18 protein-coding genes are annotated in these 21,193 nt (G+C 68.8%); 9 read left to right on the top strand and 9 right to left on the bottom strand.

Annotation, left to right across the window (positions count from 1 at the left end):
- The first annotated feature begins 74 nt into the window (after positions 1 to 74).
- A complete protein-coding gene (locus ACWFRF_RS10865; RefSeq protein WP_452449739.1) occupies positions 75 to 1,598 on the top strand; it encodes a DUF4185 domain-containing protein in 1,524 nt (507 codons plus the stop codon).
- 1 nt (position 1,599) lies between these two features.
- On the opposite strand, the gene ACWFRF_RS10870 is transcribed toward ACWFRF_RS10865, so the two are convergent.
- From ACWFRF_RS10870 to ACWFRF_RS10900, 7 genes are all read right to left on the bottom strand, one after another.
- A complete protein-coding gene (locus tag ACWFRF_RS10870) occupies positions 1,600 to 2,457 on the bottom strand; it encodes a 5-oxoprolinase subunit C family protein (RefSeq protein ID WP_378989359.1) in 858 nt (285 codons plus the stop codon).
- 69 nt (positions 2,458 to 2,526) lie between these two features.
- Positions 2,527 to 3,201: a 5-oxoprolinase subunit B family protein gene (locus tag ACWFRF_RS10875; protein ID WP_378989360.1), complete on the bottom strand. Its 675-nt coding sequence runs from the start codon at positions 3,199 to 3,201 to the stop codon at positions 2,527 to 2,529.
- Positions 3,202 to 3,216: 15 nt separating this feature from the next.
- Positions 3,217 to 3,966 (bottom strand): LamB/YcsF family protein, encoded by a 750-nt coding sequence (locus ACWFRF_RS10880; protein WP_378989361.1) that lies wholly within the window; start codon positions 3,964 to 3,966, stop codon positions 3,217 to 3,219.
- Between the two features lie 99 nt (positions 3,967 to 4,065).
- Entirely contained in the window at positions 4,066 to 5,307 is a 1,242-nt protein-coding gene (locus tag ACWFRF_RS10885) for a sulfate/molybdate ABC transporter ATP-binding protein (RefSeq protein WP_452449742.1), read from the bottom strand.
- Entirely contained in the window at positions 5,304 to 6,137 is an 834-nt protein-coding gene (locus tag ACWFRF_RS10890) for an ABC transporter permease (RefSeq protein ID WP_379315135.1), read from the bottom strand. Before ACWFRF_RS10890 ends, ACWFRF_RS10885 begins: the two co-directional genes overlap by 4 nt.
- Before the next feature lie 121 nt (positions 6,138 to 6,258).
- Positions 6,259 to 7,002, bottom strand: coding sequence for a molybdate ABC transporter substrate-binding protein (modA, locus tag ACWFRF_RS10895; protein ID WP_452449744.1), 744 nt, complete (start codon positions 7,000 to 7,002; stop codon positions 6,259 to 6,261).
- On the bottom strand, positions 6,999 to 7,397 hold the full coding sequence (locus ACWFRF_RS10900; RefSeq protein WP_378653545.1) for a TOBE domain-containing protein: 399 nt from the start codon (positions 7,395 to 7,397) through the stop codon (positions 6,999 to 7,001). Before ACWFRF_RS10900 ends, modA begins: the two co-directional genes overlap by 4 nt.
- Positions 7,398 to 7,535: 138 nt before the next feature.
- On the opposite strand from ACWFRF_RS10900, the gene ACWFRF_RS10905 reads away from it, so the two are divergent.
- Positions 7,536 to 8,351: a hypothetical protein gene (locus ACWFRF_RS10905; RefSeq protein WP_378989365.1), complete on the top strand. Its 816-nt coding sequence runs from the start codon at positions 7,536 to 7,538 to the stop codon at positions 8,349 to 8,351.
- On the opposite strand, the gene ACWFRF_RS10910 is transcribed toward ACWFRF_RS10905, so the two are convergent.
- Entirely contained in the window at positions 8,352 to 9,815 is a 1,464-nt protein-coding gene (locus tag ACWFRF_RS10910) for a CCA tRNA nucleotidyltransferase (protein ID WP_452449747.1), read from the bottom strand. It abuts the gene before it with no gap.
- Between the two features lie 221 nt (positions 9,816 to 10,036).
- Here ACWFRF_RS10910 and ACWFRF_RS10915 point away from each other — a divergent pair, with 221 nt between their 5' ends.
- Complete coding sequence (locus ACWFRF_RS10915) at positions 10,037 to 10,492, top strand: NUDIX hydrolase (RefSeq protein WP_228536794.1); 456 nt, start codon at positions 10,037 to 10,039, stop codon at positions 10,490 to 10,492.
- Positions 10,489 to 12,957, top strand: a complete 2,469-nt coding sequence (locus ACWFRF_RS10920; RefSeq protein ID WP_452449749.1) for a DUF6049 family protein — start codon at positions 10,489 to 10,491, stop codon at positions 12,955 to 12,957. Before ACWFRF_RS10915 ends, ACWFRF_RS10920 begins: the two co-directional genes overlap by 4 nt.
- A 72-nt stretch (positions 12,958 to 13,029) precedes the next feature.
- Here ACWFRF_RS10920 and ACWFRF_RS10925 read toward each other — a convergent pair whose 3' ends face one another.
- Positions 13,030 to 13,563, bottom strand: coding sequence for a hypothetical protein (locus ACWFRF_RS10925; RefSeq protein ID WP_452449751.1), 534 nt, complete (start codon positions 13,561 to 13,563; stop codon positions 13,030 to 13,032).
- Between the two features lie 732 nt (positions 13,564 to 14,295).
- Between ACWFRF_RS10925 and ACWFRF_RS10930 the strand changes: the two genes are divergently transcribed.
- From ACWFRF_RS10930 to trxA, 5 genes are all read left to right on the top strand, one after another.
- On the top strand, positions 14,296 to 17,913 hold the full coding sequence (locus tag ACWFRF_RS10930) for a murein biosynthesis integral membrane protein MurJ (RefSeq protein WP_387446175.1): 3,618 nt from the start codon (positions 14,296 to 14,298) through the stop codon (positions 17,911 to 17,913).
- Positions 17,914 to 18,208: 295 nt separating this feature from the next.
- Entirely contained in the window at positions 18,209 to 18,805 is a 597-nt protein-coding gene (gene sigM, locus ACWFRF_RS10935; protein ID WP_378635242.1) for an RNA polymerase sigma factor SigM, read from the top strand.
- A 96-nt stretch (positions 18,806 to 18,901) separates the two neighbouring features.
- Positions 18,902 to 19,642, top strand: coding sequence for a hypothetical protein (locus ACWFRF_RS10940; RefSeq protein ID WP_378989371.1), 741 nt, complete (start codon positions 18,902 to 18,904; stop codon positions 19,640 to 19,642).
- Between the two features lie 88 nt (positions 19,643 to 19,730).
- Positions 19,731 to 20,717, top strand: coding sequence for a thioredoxin-disulfide reductase (gene trxB, locus ACWFRF_RS10945; RefSeq protein ID WP_378634632.1), 987 nt, complete (start codon positions 19,731 to 19,733; stop codon positions 20,715 to 20,717).
- A gap of 32 nt (positions 20,718 to 20,749) precedes the next feature.
- Positions 20,750 to 21,082 carry a thioredoxin gene (gene trxA / locus ACWFRF_RS10950; RefSeq protein WP_189031738.1) on the top strand — a complete coding sequence of 111 codons (333 nt, stop codon included), beginning with the start codon at positions 20,750 to 20,752 and terminating at the stop codon, positions 21,080 to 21,082.
- The last annotated feature ends 111 nt before the right edge of the window (positions 21,083 to 21,193 follow it).

A 21,193-nucleotide genomic window follows, 5' to 3' on the forward strand; every position in this document is an offset into this window, starting at 1 on the left:
CAACAGCGATCGGTTCCGGTAAGTTCTCACAAGATCACAGGTGTTCCTCGCCGACACCGATTCGAGGGAGCCAGATGCGCGCAAGACCGGTATCGCACGGAACTGCCGCCGTGGGTGTGGTGCTGTCCGCCATCCTCGCCGTCCCCGCGCAGGCGGGCCCACTGCCGTGGGTGCCCCCGCCGGTGAATCTCTGCGGAGAAACAGGATTCGACCCGGTCAACCGGCTGCCGGACCCCGCCGCACCGCCGGCGCCGGTCCTGCCGCCGAGCATCGACATCCCCGTCTGGGTGCCGCAGCTGACGCCGGTACCGATTCCCGACCCGCCGCACGACAACACGCGCGTCGCACAGGTTCCGCTGCCCACCGATCCGTGCCGCAATCCGTGCCCGGAGGTCCGTGACACGCCGGAACCCGAACCCGAAAGTTCGGACGAGTCCACCTCGACCGGATCGGCGATCGCGTTGCCGCGGATCAGGATCAACCCGGAGATCGAGCCGATTCCGATCCCGGTGCCCGGCGGCGAGAGCGAACCGGCCCAGGAAGCGCCGGAACCGGTGATCCGGCCGATCGAACGTGGCCCGCTCGCGGCGCCGGTCGCGCCCGCGAAGGTGGAATCCGTCCGCCTCGTGGACCAGGTCACCGGACACGGCTCGACCAACCGGACCGATATGCGCTGGCAGGTCGACGGCACCGACCTCGGGCTGTTCTGGGAAACCGAACCGGGCAAGGTGGCCATGGTGTTCGGCGACACCTTCGGCGAGGGCTGGGCCTACGGCGGCGCGGGCTCCGACGGCGCCGACTGGCGATCGAATGTGCTGGCCTACAGCACCGACAAGGATCTGAACGACGGCATCACCATCGACTCGATGGTGCAGGACAGCCCCTGTCACGCCGCCGAACTCCTCGGCAGCCGCAAGATCAAGAACTGGGAGACCACCACGATCCCGACCTCGGGGTTCGCGCTCGGCAAACGGCAGTTCATGAGCTACATGTCGGTGAACCACTGGTCGAAGATCCCCGGCATGTGGATGACGAACTACGGCGGACTCGCCTACTCCGACGACGGCGGCTCGACCTGGACCAAAGATCAGCATGCCCGCTGGGAGAACATGTTCGGTCTCGGGCAGTTCCAGGTGGCGGCGATGGTGCCGCACGGGGATTACGTCTACATGTTCGGCACGCCCAACGGCCGGATCGGGATGATCGGCCTGGCCAGGGTGCGCAAGGCCGACGTGCTCAACAAGACCGCCTATCAGTACTGGGTGGACGGCAATTGGGCGCCCGCGGCGCAGAACTCGGCGACACCGCTCGTGAACGGGATGGCCAGCGAGCTGTCGGTGCGGTTCGACGAGGAAAGCCGGCAGTGGCAGATGGTCTATCTCGATTCGGCCGCGAGCCAGATCGTGTTGCGGACCGCGGGCCAGCCACAGGGCGCCTGGACCTCGACCGTGCCGCTGGTGTCCACCGAGATGTATCCGAAGGCGTACGGCGGGTTCATCCATCCCTGGTCGACCGCGCACGACCTCTACTTCACGATGTCGGCGTGGGACAGCTACAACGTGTACCTCATGCACGCGCGATTGAATCCGCCGCGCTGAGTCAGGACGCCGCTACGAACAGCAGCCGGTCGCCGGGGCGAGCCTGCGCGACACGGTCGACATCGGCATCGAGGACGACGGCGATCACCGGATAACCGCCGGTGATCGGGTGATCGGCCAGGAAGACGACGGGCTGACCGCTCGGTGGCACCTGCACCGAGCCCAGCGCTACACCCTCGGAGGGCAATTCGCGGCCGATCGACCGCACCAGCGGGGGTCCGTCGGCGCGATCCAGCCGGGCGCCGACCCGGTCGGTGTCGGTGGAAACGATCCAGGAACCGCGGAACAGCTGATCGGGATCGGTGAACCAGTCCGCGCGCGGGCCCGGACACGCTCGGACCGTGAGCACTTTCGGCGGCAGCGGAACCGGCGCGAATTCCACGGTCGGCAGGGTGCGCGGCGGGGGACCGACCGGCAACTGCGTGCCGACCACCAGCGGGTCGGGACCGATGCCGGACAAGGTGTCGCGGCTACGCGAACCCAGCACCTTGGCCACATCGATTCCGCCACGCACCGCCACGTAGCTGCGCAGACCGGTGTTCGCGAGGCCGAGTCGCAGCACCTGGCCCTCGTCGAGTTCGAGCACACTCGCATGCCCGACCGGGGTGCCGTCGACGGTGGCGGGGGCGGGCGCGCCGGTGACCGCGACGGTGAGGTGACCGTCGGCTCGCAGGGCGAGGCCGCCGAGCAGTGCTTCGATGGCGGCGAAGTTCTCCGGATTGCCGACCAGCCGGTTCGCCAGCCGCAGCGACCCGCGGTCGGCCGCACCCGCCTGGCCGACGCCGGAATCGAACCAGCCCTGTCTGCCCAGGTCCTGCACTGTCGCGAGCGGCCCCACCCGTTCGATGAAGATCAGCATTCGATCTCTCCCCGATTCGCTGTCGAGGCGGCGCACCGTTGAGCAGCCCTTGATTTTCCGCCGAAGCAGCTATTCCTCGGAAGCGACGAACCTGATCGCCGAACCCGCCCGCACCAGCGCGGGTGGATCGCGGTCCACCGCCCACATTCGCAGATCGGTGGTGCCGATCAACTGCCAACCGCCCGGCGTGCCGCGCGGGTAGACCGCCGAATATCCGCCGGCCAGCGCCACCGCGCCCGCCGGGATGGCCGTGCGGGCATGGGTGCGGCGTGGCACCGTGAGCCTGCCGTCGGGCGAGGTGAGGTAGCCGAAACCGGGCGCGAAACCGACGAACGCGCACCGCCAGACAGTGCCGGTGTGCGCCGCGATCACCTCCGGGATCGACAGGTCGAGCAGCCGGGCCACCTCGGGCAGGTCCGCGCCGTCGTAGTGCACCGGGATCTCCACGACCGCCTCGGTATCCGGCACTGTTCCACGGGAAACATCTGGCGAATCCGCTTGCGGTGGCTCGTGATCCAGCCGGTCGAGCAGCGCGACGAGTTCACGGCGGACCTGCACGCCATAACTCACCGAATGCATGGTGACCAGCACGGTTTCCGCCGCGGGCAGCACATCCTCGACACCGGCTATCGCGTGCACGCGCAGCGCGGAGGCCAACCGCTGTACCGGGCGCGGGTCGTCGAGGGTGATGAGCACGGCGCGGTCACCCGCGGGCCGGATCCGCGCGTTCCAATCGATGTCCATCGTGCCTCCCACCCCTCAGCTGAACGGCTCCACCGGTATCCCGGCTTCGTCGAGCGCCCCCCGGATCCGGCGGGCCATCTCGACGGCCGCCGGAGAGTCGCCGTGGACGCACACGCTGGCCACGGACACGGCGACCGTACCGGGACCGTCTACGGTACGCGCGGTCCCCGACAGCGCAAGAGTTGTCGCCTGGGCCACGGCGTCGTCGGCCGACAGCACCGCCCCGGCAACTCCGCGCGGGGCCAGCGAACCCGTTGCAGTGTAAGCCCGGTCGGCGAATCCCTCACCGACGAAACGCACCCGCTGAGCGGCCCGTTCCAGTTCGGTACCCGCCGGTCCGAGCAGCGCGAGACCGGGTTCGGCTTCGGCCACCGCGGCGACAAGGGCTTCGGCGAGCAGGCGATCGCGGGCGGCCGCGTGGTAGAGCGCGCCGTGCGGTTTCACATAGCGAACCCGGTCGCCCGCCGCCCGCGCGAAGGCCGCGAGCGCGCCGATCTGATAGAGCACCTCGTCGCGCAGATCGGCCGGGGCGATGGCGATATCGCGGCGGCCGAAACCGACAAGATCGCGATAGCCGACGTGCGCGCCGATCCGCACCCCCTTGGCCACGGCGAGTTCGCAGGTGCGGCGCATGGTGGCCGGATCGCCTGCATGGAAACCACACGCGATGTTCGCGCTGGTCACGATGTCGAGCATGGCGGCGTCGTCGCCCATCCGCCACGGGCCGAAGCCCTCGCCCAGATCACTGTTCAGGTCCAGCGGCATGTGATGCCCTCCGGTCTTCGCGGGTCACTCGCCGGGAATGTACCCCGGTATTTCGAGCATGAACGCACAGATTCATACCGTTATCACCCGGGGCGTGGTTCAGCAGGCGTACACGCGGACCTCGGTGGCCTTCACCGCGAAGTACACCCGCGCACCGATGGTGAGCTGGAGTTGGGCGACGGCCGCCGGGGTCAGATCGGCGCACAGGCCGGGAGCCCGCGGTGCGTCACCGCGGACTCGGACGATGCCGTCCCGGTCGGTGATCTCCGCGATGTCGACGGTGAAGACGTTGCGTGGGCTGCCGCCGGGCCGGGTGCGGAAGACCGACACCGCGGCCGGGGAGAACACCGCGGCCGCGCGGGCACCGGGTACGAAATCCCCGACAACGCGGCCGTCGACGCCGAGGTCTTCGACCAGCACAGTCCCGAAGGCCGGGGCCTGCTCGTCGAGGGGCGTACGCGGCATCGCCGGTTCGTCGGCACCTGGCTGGTCCGCTGAACTCGGCTGATCCCAGGATGGAGCCGACGCAGGCAGCAGCGCCGACTCGACCCCGGTGCCGCGCAGGAGGTTGAGGCCGGCGACGCGGGCGGCGAAGGGGTTGCGCGGATGCGACATCACCTCCGCGACCGGGCCGGACTCGACGATCCGGCCCGCCTCCAGAACGACGAGGCGGTCAGCGAGGGTGATGGCATCGATGATGTCGTGGGTGACCAGGACGGCGCATCGGGGGTGGGCGCGGCCGGGTTCGTCGCGCAGGACACGACGCAGCAGGGTGCGCATGGCCGGGGCCACGTCTACGTCGAGCGCCGACATGGGTTCGTCGAGGAGCAGCAGGTCGGGGTCGACAGCGAGGGCGCGGGCCAGGGCGACGCGCTGGGCTTGGCCGCCGGAGAGGGCACCGGGGTGGCGGTCGGCGAAGGCGGTCGCGTCGACCGCGGTCAGCCAGCCTTCCGCGATTTTCCGGGCGGTGCGGGTGCTCGCGCCGCGGCTGCGCGGGCCGAACGCGACGTTGTCGCGCACGCTGAGGTGGGGGAACAGGAGCGGATCCTGGGCGAGGAGGGAGACGGCGCGTCGATGTGGCGGTAGCGCGATGCCTTCGGCGGTGTCGGTAAGGCTGCGATCGCCGAGTCGTACGTGGCCTTCGTCTGGGACGATCAGCCCGGCGATCACCTGGAGCAGACTGGATTTGCCCGCACCGTTGGGGCCGAGCACGGCAAGCACCTCGCCCGGGGCGACGTCGATCCGCACGTCGAGATCGCGGGCGGCGATCCGCGCCGATACCGACAGACCGGTCGGACGGTTCGACGCCGCAGCGGGCGAGAGCGCGGATTCCTCGGTCACTTCACGCCGCCGATCGCTCGCGGAGCACCGGCGCCGCTGCGCAGCTGGGTGCCGGGGATCGGACTGGTGCGGCGGTAGGCGAGCAGGACGATCAGGACGGCGACGACGATCAGCACCACCGACAGGGCGACGGCAGCGTCGGGATCGGCTTCCCGCTGGAGGTAGATCTCCAGCGGGAGGGTGCGGGTGCGGCCTTGGAGACTGCCCGCGAAGGTGAGGGTGGCGCCGAATTCGCCTAGGGCGCGGGCGAAGGCGAGGACCGCGCCGGAGATCAGCGCGGGTCGAAGCAGGGGCAGGGTGATCCGCCACCAGACCGTATTCGGGCCCGCACCCAGCGTCGCGGCGATCTGCTCGTAGCGGCTACCCGCCGTCCGCAACGCCCCTTCGAGGGTGAGCACCAGAAAGGGCAGTGCCACAAAGGTTTGCGCCAGCACGACCGCGGTCGTGCTGAACGCGATCTGAATCCCCGCGGCTTCCAGGTGTTCGCCGAGCAGCCCCCGTCGGCCGAAGGTGTAGAGCAGCGCGATACCGCCGACCACCGGCGGTAATACCAAGGGCAACAACACCAGAGCGCGCAACACCGGCATCCCCGGCCACCGGGCCCGGGCCAGCACCGCCGCCATCGGCACCCCGAACACCAGGCACAGCACGGTGCTCGCGGTCGCGGTGCGCAGGCTCAACCACAGTGCGTCCCTTGATGCTTCGGTACTCACCAGCTCGACGAACCGACCCCACTCCACTCCCCAGGCCAACGCGGCCAGCGGGAGCACCACCAGCGCGAACCCGATGACGGCGGGCACCGGCAACCACCGAGGCAACCCGGTGCTCACGCGACACCGACCCCCGGCCGATCCGGAATCTTCACGACACCAGCCAACCAGCAGGACCGGGCACGGCCCGCGCAACACGCGGCGATGCCGGGTCCGCCTGCGCCGCCGATGCCGACACCGATCACGGCGCGCCGAACCCCGCCGCGGCCAGGGCTGCCCGACCGGTGGGGCCGGTGACCAGTTCGGAGAATTTCTGCGCGTTCGCGGCTTGCTTCGAATCCGCCACCACGGCAATCGGATACGAGTTCACGGCCGCCGACGCCTCGGGCACCGCCACGACGCCCACCTTCGCGCCCGCGGCGGACGCATCGGTGACGTAGACGAAGCCGGCGTCGGCCTGGCCGGAGGTCACCTTGGTGAGAACATCGGCCACGGAGGACTCCTCACTCACCGGACGCAGCGTGGCGCCCGCGGCGTCGGCGACCTTCTTCGTCGCCCGGCCGCACGGAACCTGGGGAGCACAGACCACCAGGGTGGCGTCGGCGAGGTCGTTGATTCCGGTGATGCCCTTGGGATTTCCCGGTGCGGTGACCAAGGTGAGGACGTTGGTGGCGAAAGTGGCCGGGGCCGCGGTGATTCGGCCGCTCTGGACCGCCTTGTCCATGGTCGGCTGGTCGGCCGAGGCGAAAACATCAGCGGGAGCTCCCGCTTGGAGTTGGGCGGCCAGGTCCGACGAACCGGCGAACGAGAACTGCACATCCACACCGGGATTGGCGGTCTCGAAGTCCTTCTCCAAACCGGTGAACACGCTCTTCAGCGACGCCGCGGCGAACACGGTGAGCGTGGATTGCTCGGTATCGCCACTCCCGCAACCACTCACGGTAACCAGCACCAGCGCGGCACCGAGCGCGACCCGGCCGATCATTCGGCGGCCTTCTCGACCACCACTGTCGTGGCCTTGACGCTCGCCAGCGCGACGCTGCCCGGCTCGAGCCCCAGCTCGCGCACCGATTCGCTGCTCATCAGCGAAACCACTGTGAAAGGACCGCATTGCATCTCCACCTGTGCCATCACCGTGTCGGTCACCACGCGAGTGACCAGACCCGGAAACCGATTGCGTGCCGAGCTGGCACTACCCACCTGGGTGTGTGGCGTGCGTGCCTGGTCGACGGCGTGTTCGGCCAGCTCCCGGCCGTCCAGCACCAGGCGGCCCGCGGCGTCCTTGGTCGCCGTGAGGGCGCCCGTGTCGATCCAGCGACGCACCGTGTCGTCGCTGACGCCGAGCAGATCGGCCGCTTCCTTGATTCGCAGTTTCGCCACCCGATCAGGATATGTCCGCAGATTCGGATGTAACAAGAAAACAACTCCGCACCTTCGGAAGCAACCGGTGGTGATATCCCATAATCGGGTCACACTTCATGGCCACCGGCGACGCGGCCAAGTACGCTCGGAGCCATCATGGCCACGTATTTCGATCCGAAGTCCTGGTCACTGGCAGGCGCTGTCGATATGGGCAAACGTCTGCTCGACCCGTCATGGATCGACCAGTGGCTCGGCTTCACCACGTCCTGGGCCGACCCCGTCGCCGACCTCGGTTCCGGCACCGTCACCGCGCTCATGCCCGATGTGCTGATGACCGTGCTCAGCGAGGGCATCCTCAGCCGTTTCGGCGGCCAGGAGATCAGTGCCACGCTGCTCGGGCACGACCTCACCGCCACCCTCGACACGTTCAAGCTGCGCAGACGCGGCGCTCACTTCCAGAGCAAGACCGTGTTGTCGAACCTGGTCTGGGACTCACATCCGTTCGACACGGTCACCGTGGTCGCGCACGGTGTGCGGCTGATTCCCGGTGTGCCCACCAAGGTCCGGGTCCAGCAGCTCGACATCGAGGGCGCCATCGGCATCGGCGCGCTGGCGGACTGGGTGGACGCCCAGAACCTGGATTGGCGGGTGCGCCTCGACCAGCGCGGACAGATCGTCGCGACGCATCGCACGCGCAAGATGCGGGCGGTCGTCGACGGGCAGGTCTACGACAACCTGCTCACCCTCGACATCCGCAAGGCCAGTTGGTACGGCATCCGGCTCCCCAAACGCGTGGTGCCCGCGCCCGCGCTACTGCTCGACGACCTGCCCAACCGGGCCAGCATCTCCTACGCGCACCGGCGCGGTGACGTGGTGAAATTCCGGCTCGAACTGCCCGAGACCACCGGCTCGTTCGACCTGACCCAGATCCGCGACGCCATCATCGCGGGAACAACGCTGATCGTCTTCTGATCAGTTCTGCGTGGCCCACCATTCCCGCAGGGCGGCTTCGGCCTCGTCGCGGGTCATCGGGCCGCGGTCGAGTCGCAGATCCTTCAGGTACTTCCATGCCTTACCGACCTGCGGCCCCGGCGGCAGCCCGAGCAGTTCCATGATCGCGTTGCCGTCCAGATCCGGGCGCACCCGGGCCAGGTCCTCCTGCTCGCGCAGCGCCGCGATCCGCTCCTCCAGCTCGTCGTAGGTCGAGCGCAGGGCCGCGGCGCGGCGCTTGTTGCGGGTGGTGCAGTCGGCGCGCACGAGCTTGTGCAGGCGTTCGAGCAGGTCGTCGGCGTCGGTGACGTATCGGCGCACCGCCGAATCCGTCCACTGTCCCTTGCCGTAACCGTGGAAACGCAGGTGCAGGAACACCAGGCGCGCAACCTCTTCGGTGAACGCCTTCGGGTACTTCAGCGCTCGCATCCGCTTGCGCACCATCTTCGCGCCGACCACCTCGTGGTGGTGGAAGCTCACGCCGCCCGCGGGCTCGTTGCGTTTGGTGTCGGGCTTGCCGATGTCGTGCAGCAGTGCCGCCCAGCGCAATACCAGGTCGGCGTCGCCTTCCTCCTGGTCGATCGCCTGCTGCAGCACGGTCAGCGAATGCTGGTACACGTCCTTGTGCTGGTGGTGCTCGTCGATCTCGAGCTTCATCGCGGGCACCTCGGGCAGCACGCGCTGCGCCAGTCCGGTGTCGCACATGAGGTTGATGCCGTCGATCGGGTGGTCGGCGCCGATCAGTTTGTCGAGTTCGGCGCGCACCCGCTCGGCGGTGATCCGGTCGATCTGATCGGCCATCTCGATGATCGCCGCACGCACCCGCGGCGCGACCTCGAAACCCAGCTGGGCGACGAAGCGCGCGGCCCGCAGCATCCGCAGCGGATCGTCGTCGAACGAATCCTGTGGCGCCGCAGGAGTATCCAGCACGCCTTCGAGCAGCGCTTCGATCCCGTTGAGCGGGTCGACGAATTCCAGCGACCCGTCGGCGGCGATCTTGACCGCCATCGCGTTCACCGTGAAATCGCGGCGCACCAGGTCGCCCTCGAGTGAGTCGCCGAAGGTGACCTCGGGATTACGCGAGACCCGGTCGTAGGTATCGGCGCGGAAGGTGGTGATCTCGAGCTGCTGATCTTTCTTGGCCGCGCTGACCGTGCCGAAGGCCAAGCCGCCGGTATCCCACAGGTGGTCGGCCCACCCACGCATCAGCTCCTGCACGACCTCCGGCCGCGCGTCGGTGGTGAAATCCAGGTCGTTGCCGAGCCGGCCGAGCACCGCGTCACGCACGCTGCCACCGACCAGATAAAGACTGTGCCCCTTCTCGGCGAACATCGCCCCCAACGGCGCCAAAACATCATTGAGCTGCCCCAAAGTCACCGCCGCCCCCGCCAGCAGGCGAGCACGACGATCCGCCACAGCATCAGGGACAACATCGGGGGAAACCACGAACGTCGACTTTACCGACCCGGTCCAATCGATTGCGCCCCTGCCGCCTCTGAGCACCCCCAACTGCGGGACACCAGGGGGCGCAAACCCCGCGGCACCGCAGGTGCCGCAAAAACAAACCCAGCTAAGCTGGCGAGGTGTCTCCTCCGGCCGATCGCGCGAACAGTCGACGCCGCCAGCCGCGGCGGCGCGGTTCGGCGAACAACGCCGGCAAACCCCGCATGCGCACCGTCCGGGAAACCTCGGCGGGCGGCCTGGTCGTCGAAGGGCTCGACGGCCCCAAGGAACAGCGCACCGCCGCGCTGATCGGGCGCACCGACCGTCGCGGACGGCTGTTGTGGTCGCTGCCCAAAGGGCATATCGAAGAGGGCGAGACCTCCGAGCAGACCGCGATCCGCGAAGTCGCCGAGGAAACCGGAATCGACGGGGAAGTGGTTGCCGAGCTCGGCAGCATCGATTACTGGTTCGTCACCGAGGGCAGACGGGTACACAAGACCGTGCACCATTTTCTGCTGCGGTGTCTGGGCGGTGAGCTGTCCGACGCCGACGTCGAAGTGACCCAGGTTGCGTGGGTTCCGTTGAGCGAGTTGGATTCCCGACTGGCCTACGCCGATGAACGGCGGTTGGCCGAAGTGGCGAACCGATTGATCGACCGGATGGAGACCGGCAAGCGATGACGGGTGGACTGATCCGGCTGATCACGGCGGTCCTGACCATCTTGGGTTCGATGACGCTGCTGCCCGCGGTCGCGCACGCTCAAACGGACGGGTCGGGAACGCCGAAGTTTCTCAAGCTGACCCTGGACGCGGTGGCGCCGGGCACGGTCACCACCGGCAGCGACCCGAAGCTGACCATCTCCGGCACAGTCACCAATATCGGCGACCGGGTCGTCGACGATGTGAGCGTGCGGATCCAACGGGCCGCCGCGGTGGCTTCGCCGAGTGGGTTGCGCAGTTCGCTACGGCTGGACCAGGTGAACTACGAGGTGACCGGTCCGTTCCAGGATGTGGCGCCGCAGTTGAGTCCCGGTCAGCGCAAACAGTTCTCGGTGAGCATCGCGTTGCGCGCGGGCTCGGAGGCATCGCTCGGGCTCACCGATCCCGGGGTGTATCCGCTGCTGCTCAACGTCAACGGTGAACCCGCCTACGGCACCCAGGCCAGGCTCGACGACGCGCGCTTCCTGCTCCCCGTCCTCGGACTGCCGCCCACCGGTGTGGACGGCAGCGCGGAACCGGCGGTGACACCGCCGCCGGAAGCGTCACCGATCGCGACCACGATGATCTGGCCGCTGGCCGACCGGCCGCGCATGGTCGCGGGCAAGCCCGGCTCGGTGAACGGCCAGGCCGAACTGCTCGATGACGAACTGGCGGCCTCGGTCGGCAAGGGCGGGCGCCTCGAACAGCTCGTCGCCGCGCTGGAATCGGTGGTGCCCGCACCGGGCAAAGACAGAAGTGTGGCCGGATCGGTGTGTATCGCCATCGATCCCGACCTGGTCTCGACCGTGCAGACGATGACGCGCGGCTATCGGGTGCTGGCCAGTCCGTCGGATCCGAGCGGGGCGACCAGGGAGGGGACCGGGGCGGCCAACGCGCAAGCCTGGCTCGACCGGTTGCGCGCGCTGGCCGGGTCGATGTGCACGGTGGCCCTCCCGTTCGCGCAGGTCGACGTGTCGGCACTGGCCGCGGTGAACGATCCTGGTCTGTCGGCGCGGGCACTGCTCGCGCCCGCCGACGTCGTGGACTCGATCCTCGGCACGCAGTCGCTGCGCGGGGTGAGCCTGCCCGATTCGGGCAGCATCGACGATCCGGCCGGGCTGTTGTTGCGCGAGCACGGATACGGCACGGCGGTGCTGGCCGGTTCCGCGGTGTCGGGTGACGGGTCGCCCGCCGATACCGACAACGCGCTCACCTCCGCTCCGACCACGCTTACGCCCGATGTGGTCGTCGGTGGGGAACAGTCCGCGCCCGATGTCGTGCGGGTGCCGGGCGTGAGCGTGGAACCGCCCGCCGGCGCCGCCGCCGGGACCGATCCCGCGCTGCGGGTGACCACCTTCGACATCTGGTCGGCGACCGCGCTGGCCGCGGTCGGCTCGAACCCCCCGACGCCGTCGTTCACACCGTCGAAGGTGCGTTTCGACGTCACCAACGACTCACGCGCGGCCCGGTTGCAGGACGCGCTCGGCGCGATGGCCTGGAGTGCGCTCAATCCGTCGCCGGACCGGCCGCGCTCGCAGCTGCTGATGCCACCGCAGCAGTGGGGTGCCAGCCGGGAGGAGGGCGTCGCGCTGCTCAAGCAGGTCGAACTGCTCACCCGCAACAACCTCGCCAGCCCGCGCAGCTTCACCGACCTCGTCACGCAGGCACCCGATCCGCGGCCGTTCGCGCTGGAGTATCTGCCGCGCGCCGCCCAGGACGCCGCGCCGGAACAGTTCATCGGACCGGTGCACGACCAAGGCGCCCGGGTGACCGAGCTGATGCGCGCGCTGGTCGAACTGCCCGAATCCGAGCTCACCCCGCACGCGTTCCTGACCCCGGCACGCGAGGATCTGCTGCGCGCGCTGAGCCTGTCCGACCGCAGGGCCGACAACGACACGCTCGCCGACCTGCACGCCCAGCGGCGCATCGACCAGGCGACCCGCGAACTGGACACGATGTTCTCCTCGGTCTCGGTGCTGCCACCGGGCGGGGTGTACACGCTGGCCTCCGAGCAGAGCCCGTTGTTGCTGGTGGCGCGCAATGAACTGCCCGTCGCCATCCGGGTGATGTTCCGGATCGAAGCGCCTGCCGAGACGAACATCACCGATATCGGCGAACAGCTGCTTCCGCCGTCCGGGACCCGGTCGTTCCAGATCCCGACCGAGGTGAGCGACAGCCGTAAGCTGGTCATTCCGATCGCCCTTACCACCCCAGACGGGATAGCGCTAGGAGAGGCGACCTCGGTCTCGGTGCGCTCGAACGCCTACGGTCAGGCCCTGGCCATAATTACCGCATGTGCCGCGATACTGCTGTTGCTGCTGGCCGGGCGCCGACTGCTGCGGCGGTTCCGCGGACAGCCCGACCCCGCCGACGAAGGGTTCACCCCGGAGACGGTCGAACGGGCGGGTCGACTGCGGCGGGCACGTCAGCGGCTGCAACGGCAGTGAACACCCGCGCCTGACGCGCGGTCAGGGCACCATGACAGACAAGGACGAGAGTGGCACTGGTGAGCGAAACGCTCATCGGACCGGCGGGATTCGCGGGTTACGCCGGGTACAGGAGGCATGATGGGCGACGATGATTCCGCTCATCGGCGTGACCACGACGACGACCCGACCCTGCGCCGGGCGCCCAGTGCTCCGTGGGAACGCGGGATGACGGCCGGACAGGACGCCGACCGCGACGAGGCCGCACAGCACGTGGATCGGCGGCCCGGCGCGCCTGGTCATCGACCGGACGCCGCACCTCGCGATGGCCGACCGCCGGTACGCCCCGGTGATCCGGCGTTCGAACAGCCCGGTGGATTTCGTCAGCCGGGGAATCGGCCCGCGGTGGATCTGCCCGGCGCGCCACGTCATCCCGCTGCGCCAGGTGCTCGGCCCGGGGTGCGTCCCGAACAGGCCGGATACCGTCCCGGGCCGGATCACGGCGCCGCGCCGGCTCCCGGTCGCCCCACTGAACAGCCACCGGCCGGGTTCCGCCCGGCACAGGGTCAACCACGCCCGGCCGACTACCGCCCGGATCAGCAGCGCCCGCCCCAGGGCGACCCCCAAGGGCGCGGACCCGCTCCACGTCAACGACCGCCCGGCCAGGCGAATCGTTCGGGTGAATTCCCGCAGCAGCAACGGCCCGGACCGCCGCCGCGCCCCGGTGTAGGCGTCCCTCCCGGCGCACCGCAGCCCCCTGCCGGTCCGCCCGGCCTACCCCCGCGCCCCCCTGCTTACGGGCCGGACGGTCGCCCTGTACCTCCCCAGCAACGCCACGCACCTGGTTCCGGCGCGCGCTCGGGTGAGTTTCCGCAACAGCAACGCCCGGGACCTGGTTCCGCCGGCCGCTCGGGCGAATTCCCGCAACAGCAGCGCCCCGGACCTGGTTCCGCCGGGCGCTCGGGTGAGTTTCCGCAGCAGCAACGTCCCGGACCGGACGGATTCGCCCCGCGGCGATCCGGGCCGAACCCGTCGGGCGAGTTCCCCCAGCAACGACCGGTCCCGCCGCGCGGTGGGCAGTCCGGCGCCATTCCGAGACAGGATCGGCCCGATCAGGCCGGTGGCCGCAGGCAAGCTCCGCCGGAGCAGGGACGTCCGATGCCGTCGCGGGGGAGTTTCCCCGGGATGCCCGCCGCGGACCCCGCGCGGGATGGCCGCCAGGCAGGCGCCGGATTCGGCGATCGTGGACGGAACGCGAGCGGTGTGCCCGCCGGCGATCGGTCAGCGGAGCGGACTCAGGTCATCGCCCGGCCGCAGAAGGTAGCGGCCGAACCTGCCGCCAAGGCGGGCGGCGCCCCGATGAGTGCCAACGCGAAGCTGCTCAAGGACTCGGGTTCGATCGCCGTCGCGACGCTGATCAGCCGGATCACCGGATTCGCCAAGCAGCTGCTGTTGCTGACCGTGCTCGGTCCGGCCATCGCGAGTGCGTTCATCTCGGCGAACCTGATCCCGAACATGGTCGCCGAGCTCGTCCTCGGCGCCGTGCTCACCGCCATCGTCGTGCCGACCCTGATCCGCGCCGAGCAGGAGGACGCCGACAACGGCGCCGCGTTCGTGCGCAGATTGGTGACAGCGGCCTTCACCGTGCTGTTCGTCGCCACGGTGCTCACCTTGGCGGCCACGCCGATCCTGGCCGGTCACGTGCTCGTCTCCTCCGACGGCAAGGTGAACACGAACCTGACCGTCGCGCTGACCTACCTACTGGCACCCGCGCTGCTCTTCTATGGCATGTCCGCGCTGTTCACCGCGATCCTCAACACCAGACAGGCGTTCAAACCGGGTGCGTGGGCACCCGTGATGAACAATGTGGTCGCGTTGACGGTGCTGGCGGTCTACGCGCTGACACCCGGCGAGATCACGCTCGACCCGGTGCGCATGAGCGACCCGAAACTGCTGGTCCTCGGCCTCGGCATCACCGCGGGCGTGGCGACACAGGCACTCTGCCTGCTGCCCGCGATCCGCAGGCACGGGATCAACCTGCGTCCGCTGTGGGGAGTCGACGCGCGGCTCAAGCAGTTCGGCAAGATGGGCATCGCGATCATCTTGTACGTGCTGATCAGCCAGGTCGGCTTGGTGGTCGCGAACAACATCGCCTCCTCGGCCGACGAAGCGGGTCCCGCGATCTTCGCGAACGCGTGGGCGCTGTTGCAGCTGCCCTACGGCGTGATCGGGGTAACCCTGCTCACCGCGATCATGCCGAGGCTGAGCCGCAGCGCCGCCGACGACGACACTCCCGCCGTGGTCGACGACCTGTCCGTAGCCACGCGACTCACGATGATCGCGATGCTGCCGATCGTCACCTTCATGACGCTCGCGGGCCCGGAGATCGGCCAGGCGCTCTACGGCTACGCGCGATTCTCCGGTGACGCCGAACGGCTCGGCAGCGCGGTGAGCTGGTCGGCGTTCTCGCTCATCCCGTATTCGCTCGTACTCATCCATCTGCGGGTGTTCTACGCGCGCGAGCAGGCATGGACACCGACCTGGATCATCCTCGGCATCACGACGATCAAGATCCTGATCTCGGCGCTGGCACCGGTTATCGCCCGCGACAGCGACGACGTGGTGATCGTTCTCGGTGTCGCCACCGGCCTCGGATTCACCGCGGGCGCGGTGATCGGCGGCGTGCTGCTGCACCGCAGCCTCGGCGACCTGCGAATGGTCAATGTCGGCCGAACTGTGACCAGAGTGTTGCTCGCCTCGATCGCGGGCGGCGCGGTGATGCTGATCGTCGACTCGGTGACCGGACTCGACCGCGTCTCCGGCGGCGCGGGCTCGCTGCTGCGCGTCGTCGTCGATTCGCTGGTCATGTTCTCGGTGGCCTTCGGCCTGATGCGTCTGGCCGGTATCCCCGAGGTCGTCGCCATCACCGTGGCGATCTCGCGCAAGCTCGGCATCACCCCGCCCGCGCCGGATCTCGGACTCGACGACACCCCGGCAGACGACATTTACGCGACCACCGTCCTGCGCCGTCCCGATACCTACGGATTCCCCGCATATGGGCAGTCTTTGGACACCCAGACCATGGTGCTTCCCGTCATTCGACCGGGCGCTGTTGACAGCACCGGTAAAGCACAGTTCCCGTACGCTGTTCCGCAGACCGACACGGGTTTTCAGGCCGAAGGAGGACCGAGGGTGAGCGATGACGCGGTGGGCGGCGTCCCGGCCGCTGATTCTGCGGCGCGCGCGGCAGCAGGAATGTCCACCGAGGTCGGGCCCGATGCGCCGAACTCGACGGATTCCGAACATACCGACGCGCCAGACGAAGGCGATACGCACGAAGACGACGCACGTTCGGCCATGCCGCCGCACGATCCGACATACGACACCGGCATGCTGCCGATTCCCCCGCAGGTGCCCCCGAGCGCCGCGGCCAACCGTGGGCAGCGTGGCCCCAAGCTCATCCCCGGCGCGTCCGTCGCCGGTGGCCGGTACCGATTGCTGGCCGGTCACGGGGGTGCGCGCGGGCTGAAGTTCTGGCAGGCACTCGATATCAAGCTCGATCGCGAGGTCGCGCTGACCTTCGTGGACGCGGATCAGACCTCGGGCGAGAACTCCGGTCACGACGGCCCGCAGGCGGTGCTGTCGCGCACGCTGCGATTGGGCCGGATCAATTCGCCCGGCCTGGCCAGGGTGCTCGACGTGGTCCGTGGCAGCTCCGGCGGCATCGTCGTGGCCGAGTGGACCCCCGGTCGTTCGCTGCGTGAGATGGCCGAGACCGTGCCGTCACCGGTCGGCGCGGCCAGGGCCATCAGGGCGCTCGCTTCGGCGGCCGAACTCGCGCACCGTGGCGGCGGCTCGCTGTCGATCGATCACCCCGATCGGATCCGGATCAGTGCCTCCGGTGACGCTGTCCTCGCGTTCCCCGGCACCCTCGGCGATTCCGACGCGCAAGGCGACGTCCGCGGCCTCGGCGCGATGCTCTACGCCCTGATCACCGCACGCTGGCCGATTCGCGTCGGCGGTGTCACCGGGTCGGCGGCCACCATCGGCGGCCTGCGACTGGCCGATTTCGGGCCGGACGGCACGCCGGTGGAACCGCGGCAGATCCGGCCGGAGGTGCCGTTCGAGATCTCGGCCGTCGCGGTTCGCTCGCTGGAATCCAACAAGGGCGTGCGCACCGCTGCCACCGTGCAGCACGTGCTCGAGCAGGCCTCGGTCGTCGATCAGAAGACCGACTTCATTCCGGTCTTACGTCTGGGTCAGCGGGCTGTGGCCCCCGGTGCCGATTCACTCGCCGACCCGGAACTGCTCGCGGCCGAGCGGGAACGCTCCAAGCGGATGATGTGGATCATGGTCGGCCTCGGCGTGCTCGCCGCGCTGGTGGTCGGCGTGCTGATCTGGTGGATGGTCAGCATCTTTGCGCCCGGCGCGTCGGACAAGCCGCTGGACCAGCAGATCAATATCGGCCTCACCTCGAGTGTGGCTCCGCCCGCGGCGTCCGCACCGCCCGCCGACGACCCCGCGGCACCGCCGACGAGTGTGCCGGTGCCGGTCACCGGTGCCGCGGTGTTCTCCCCGGAGGGCACCCCCGACGGCGCCGCGGCGGCGGGCGCGGTGCTCGACCACAACGCGGCGACGGTGTGGCGCACCGATCAGTACTTCCAGCAGTTCCCCGCCCTCAAGAAGGGCGTGGGGCTGCTGGCCACGCTGCCGACGCCGGCCAAGCTCACCAATGTGTCGATCACCTCACCCAGTGCGGGCAGCACGGTCGAGATCCGTACCTCGCCCACCGAGGCGCCCACGCTCGACCAGACCCAGCTGATCGGTTCGGCCAAGCTCGGTGACGGCGTCACCGATATCGCCGTGCAGACCGATCAGGCCGCTCGTTTCGTGCTCGTCTGGATCACCGGACTGGCGAATTCCGGCGGTCAGTTCCAGACCGCGATCGCCGATGTCCGCTTCGACGCGGCCCCTTAGTCTCATCGCGCCGTACAACCCTCCCACCTCTGCTATCTGCGCAGGTGGTCGATCATTTCCGGGCCCATTGCCGATCTTCATCGAACCGCGGTCCGGTTGGTGCGTAATTGTTATCAACGATATGATCCCCCCGCGCTCTCGGTTGAGAGTTACCCAGGATTTGTTGACGTCGATCCTGGACGCCGCGTTGTAGTCAGGTGATGGATCGGCCTTGTTCGTCGGCTCGAAGTCGCCGTAATGAGCGCTGTCCAAGGGGTCAGTTTTGTCGCCGGATGTCAACGAGCAAGTCCGCGGTGTGCCACCGCGGCAGGTCGCGCCCAGCGTCCGCTCGTTCCTGGAGAACGGCAGCGACAAGCAACTGCTTGCCGCCCACGTTCGCGGGGAACCGTATGTCTTCGCCGAACTGCTGCGCAGGCATTCCGACCATCTCTGGCAGACCGCGCTGCGCACGTCCTACAACCGCGAGGACGCCGCCGACTGTCTGCAGGACGCCTTGTTCTCGGCCCATCGCACCGCCGACTCGTTCCGTGCCGAATCCGAGGTGCGCAGCTGGCTGCACGCGATCGTGGTGAATGCCTGCCTCGACCGGATCCGGCGCAACAAGACCCGTCGCGCCGTGTCGATCCTGCCCGACACCATGCCCGAGGCGGTCGACCCGCACGATGCCTTCGCGCATTACGAACTGTCCACCGTCGTGAGCGAGGCGCTGTTCACCCTCCCTGACGAACAGCGATTGGCCCTGGTCATGACCGAGATGGAGGGCCGCAGCGTCGCCGAAACCGCCGCTGCGCTCGGCGTGGCGCCGGGCACGATCAAGAGCCGATGCGCCCGAGCGCGCGTACGTTTGCAAGAACGTTTGGAATTTTTCCGGGATCCAGGGAACCGGATGTAGTCGGGATGCGTCATTAACAGTGACGAACAAGTCAGCGATGTAAATCCTGCGATCCGATATCGACAGAACAGGGGAGGTGCGAGGGTGTCTCGATCCGTGCCGCAGCCTCCGTTCCCGTCGGAACTGCTGGCCGATCTGCATGCCGACAACCTCGCGCCCGAATTGTGCGAGCAGCTGTGGCCCGTGGTCCGCACCGACGAAGACGCGCTGCACTACCTGAACAAGCTCGACGAGGTGAACACCCACCTCCGCACGCTCGCCACCGACGAGCGGGTCATGCACCGCATGCCCGACGACGTGGCCGACCGCATGTTCCGATTCGTCGCCGAACTCGACGCGGGGGAGGGCCCGACCGAGCGCATCACGCCGCTCGCTGCTGTTCCCCCCGCACCGGCAGGCGAGGCCCCGATCTCGCTGGATCGCTACCGCTCCCGGCGCCGACTGGGGCTACTCGCCGCGGCCGCCGCCACCGTGGCCGTCCTGGCGGGCGCCGGTGCCGTGTTCAGCACGTTCGACACCACCGAGGGCACCCCCACCGCCGCGCCGTTCACCGAACCGGCGGCCGCCGACGAACTCACCACCGCCGCCGCACTCCGCGCACTGGGCAAACGCGACGTGATCGGCCCGCTGGCCGACGAAGCAGCCCTCACCCGCTGCGTGCAAGCCAACGGCATCGACCGCGCGGTACTGGGAGCGTCGAATATCACTTTCCGTGGCTCCGACGCCGTCCTGGTCCTCGTCCAGGGCGAGCAGGCCCCCACCATCACCGCCCTGGTGGTCGGTACCGGCTGCACCACCGGCACCCCGGAACGGCTCACCCTGCGCGACATCGGTTGAGGGACCAGCCGCAAAGAAATACCGGGAACAACACCGTTTAGGCTGTTGTTGACCGACACGTCCCAGCTTTACTTCTCGGAAGGTCCCCATGAGCACGCCAGTTCGCGACCTGATCATCGTCGGCTCAGGACCCGCCGGCTACACGGCGGCCGTCTACGCCGCCCGCGCGGAGCTTTCGCCGCTGGTCTTCGAGGGCACCCAGTTCGGTGGCGCCCTGATGACCACCACCGAGGTGGAGAACTTCCCCGGCTTCCGCGACGGCATCATGGGCCCCGACCTCATGGAGCAGATGCGCGACCAGGCCAAGCGTTTCGGCGCCGAGCTGCGCACCGAGGACGTCGACGCGATCGACCTGTCCGGCCCCGTGAAGAAGGTCACCGTCGGTGACGAGACCTTCGAGGCCTACGCCGTGATCCTCGCGATGGGTTCGGCCGCGCGCTACCTGAACGTGCCGGGGGAGCAGGACCTGCTCGGCCGCGGTGTGAGCGCCTGCGCCACCTGCGACGGCTTCTTCTTCAAGGGCCAGGACATCGTCGTGGTCGGCGGCGGCGACTCCGCCATGGAGGAAGCGACCTTCCTCACCAAGTTCGCCGCGAGTGTCACCATCGTGCACCGCCGTGAGGAGTTCCGTGCGTCACGGATCATGCTCGAGCGCGCCAAGGCCAACGAGAAGATCAAGTTCCAGCTCAACTCCGAGGTCGTGAAGGTCAACGGTGAGAAGAGCGTCACCAGCCTCACCCTGCGCGACACCCGCACCGGCGCGGAGTCCGAGCTCGACGCGACCGGCCTGTTCGTCGCCATCGGGCACGATCCGCGCAGCGAACTCGTCAAGGGCCAGGTCGCACTCGACGGCGAAGGCTATGTGCAGGTGACCGATCCGGGCACCGCCACCGATGTCGCGGGCGTTTTCGCCGTGGGCGACCTCGTCGACCACACCTACCGGCAGGCGATCACCGCCGCGGGCACCGGCTGCCGCGCCGCGATCGACGCCGAACGCTGGCTCGCCGAGCAGGGCGACATCACCGCCAACACGCTCGACCATGCCGACGGCCCGGCCGCCGTGCGCGCCAACTGATTTCGAGTTCCACCCCTGTCGAGGAGACACCCATGGCCGAGAGTGCCAACACCATCACCGTCACCGACCAGTCCTTCGCCGACGACGTCCTGCTCAGCGAAAAGCCGGTGCTCGTCGACTTCTGGGCCGACTGGTGCGGCCCGTGCAAGATGGTCGCCCCCGTGCTGGAGGAGATCGCAGGCACCCACGCCGACAAGCTCACCATCGCCAAGCTCGACACCGAGGCCAATCCCGGCACCGCCCGCGACTACCAGATCCTGTCGCTGCCCACGATGATCTTGTTCCAGGGTGGCAAGCCGGTGAAGCAGATCGTCGGCGCGAAAGGTAAGGCGGCGCTGCTGCGCGAGCTCGACGGTCTCATCTAACACAGAGCATCCGATAAAAGCGTCTCCTACCGGCCGACGCGCCGTAGGATGCCTGGACCCGGGATTCCCGCAAAGCGGCCCGGGTCTGAGACAATCGACGGACGCTCCGGC

The organism is Nocardia sp. NPDC055165 (assembly GCF_053606985.1).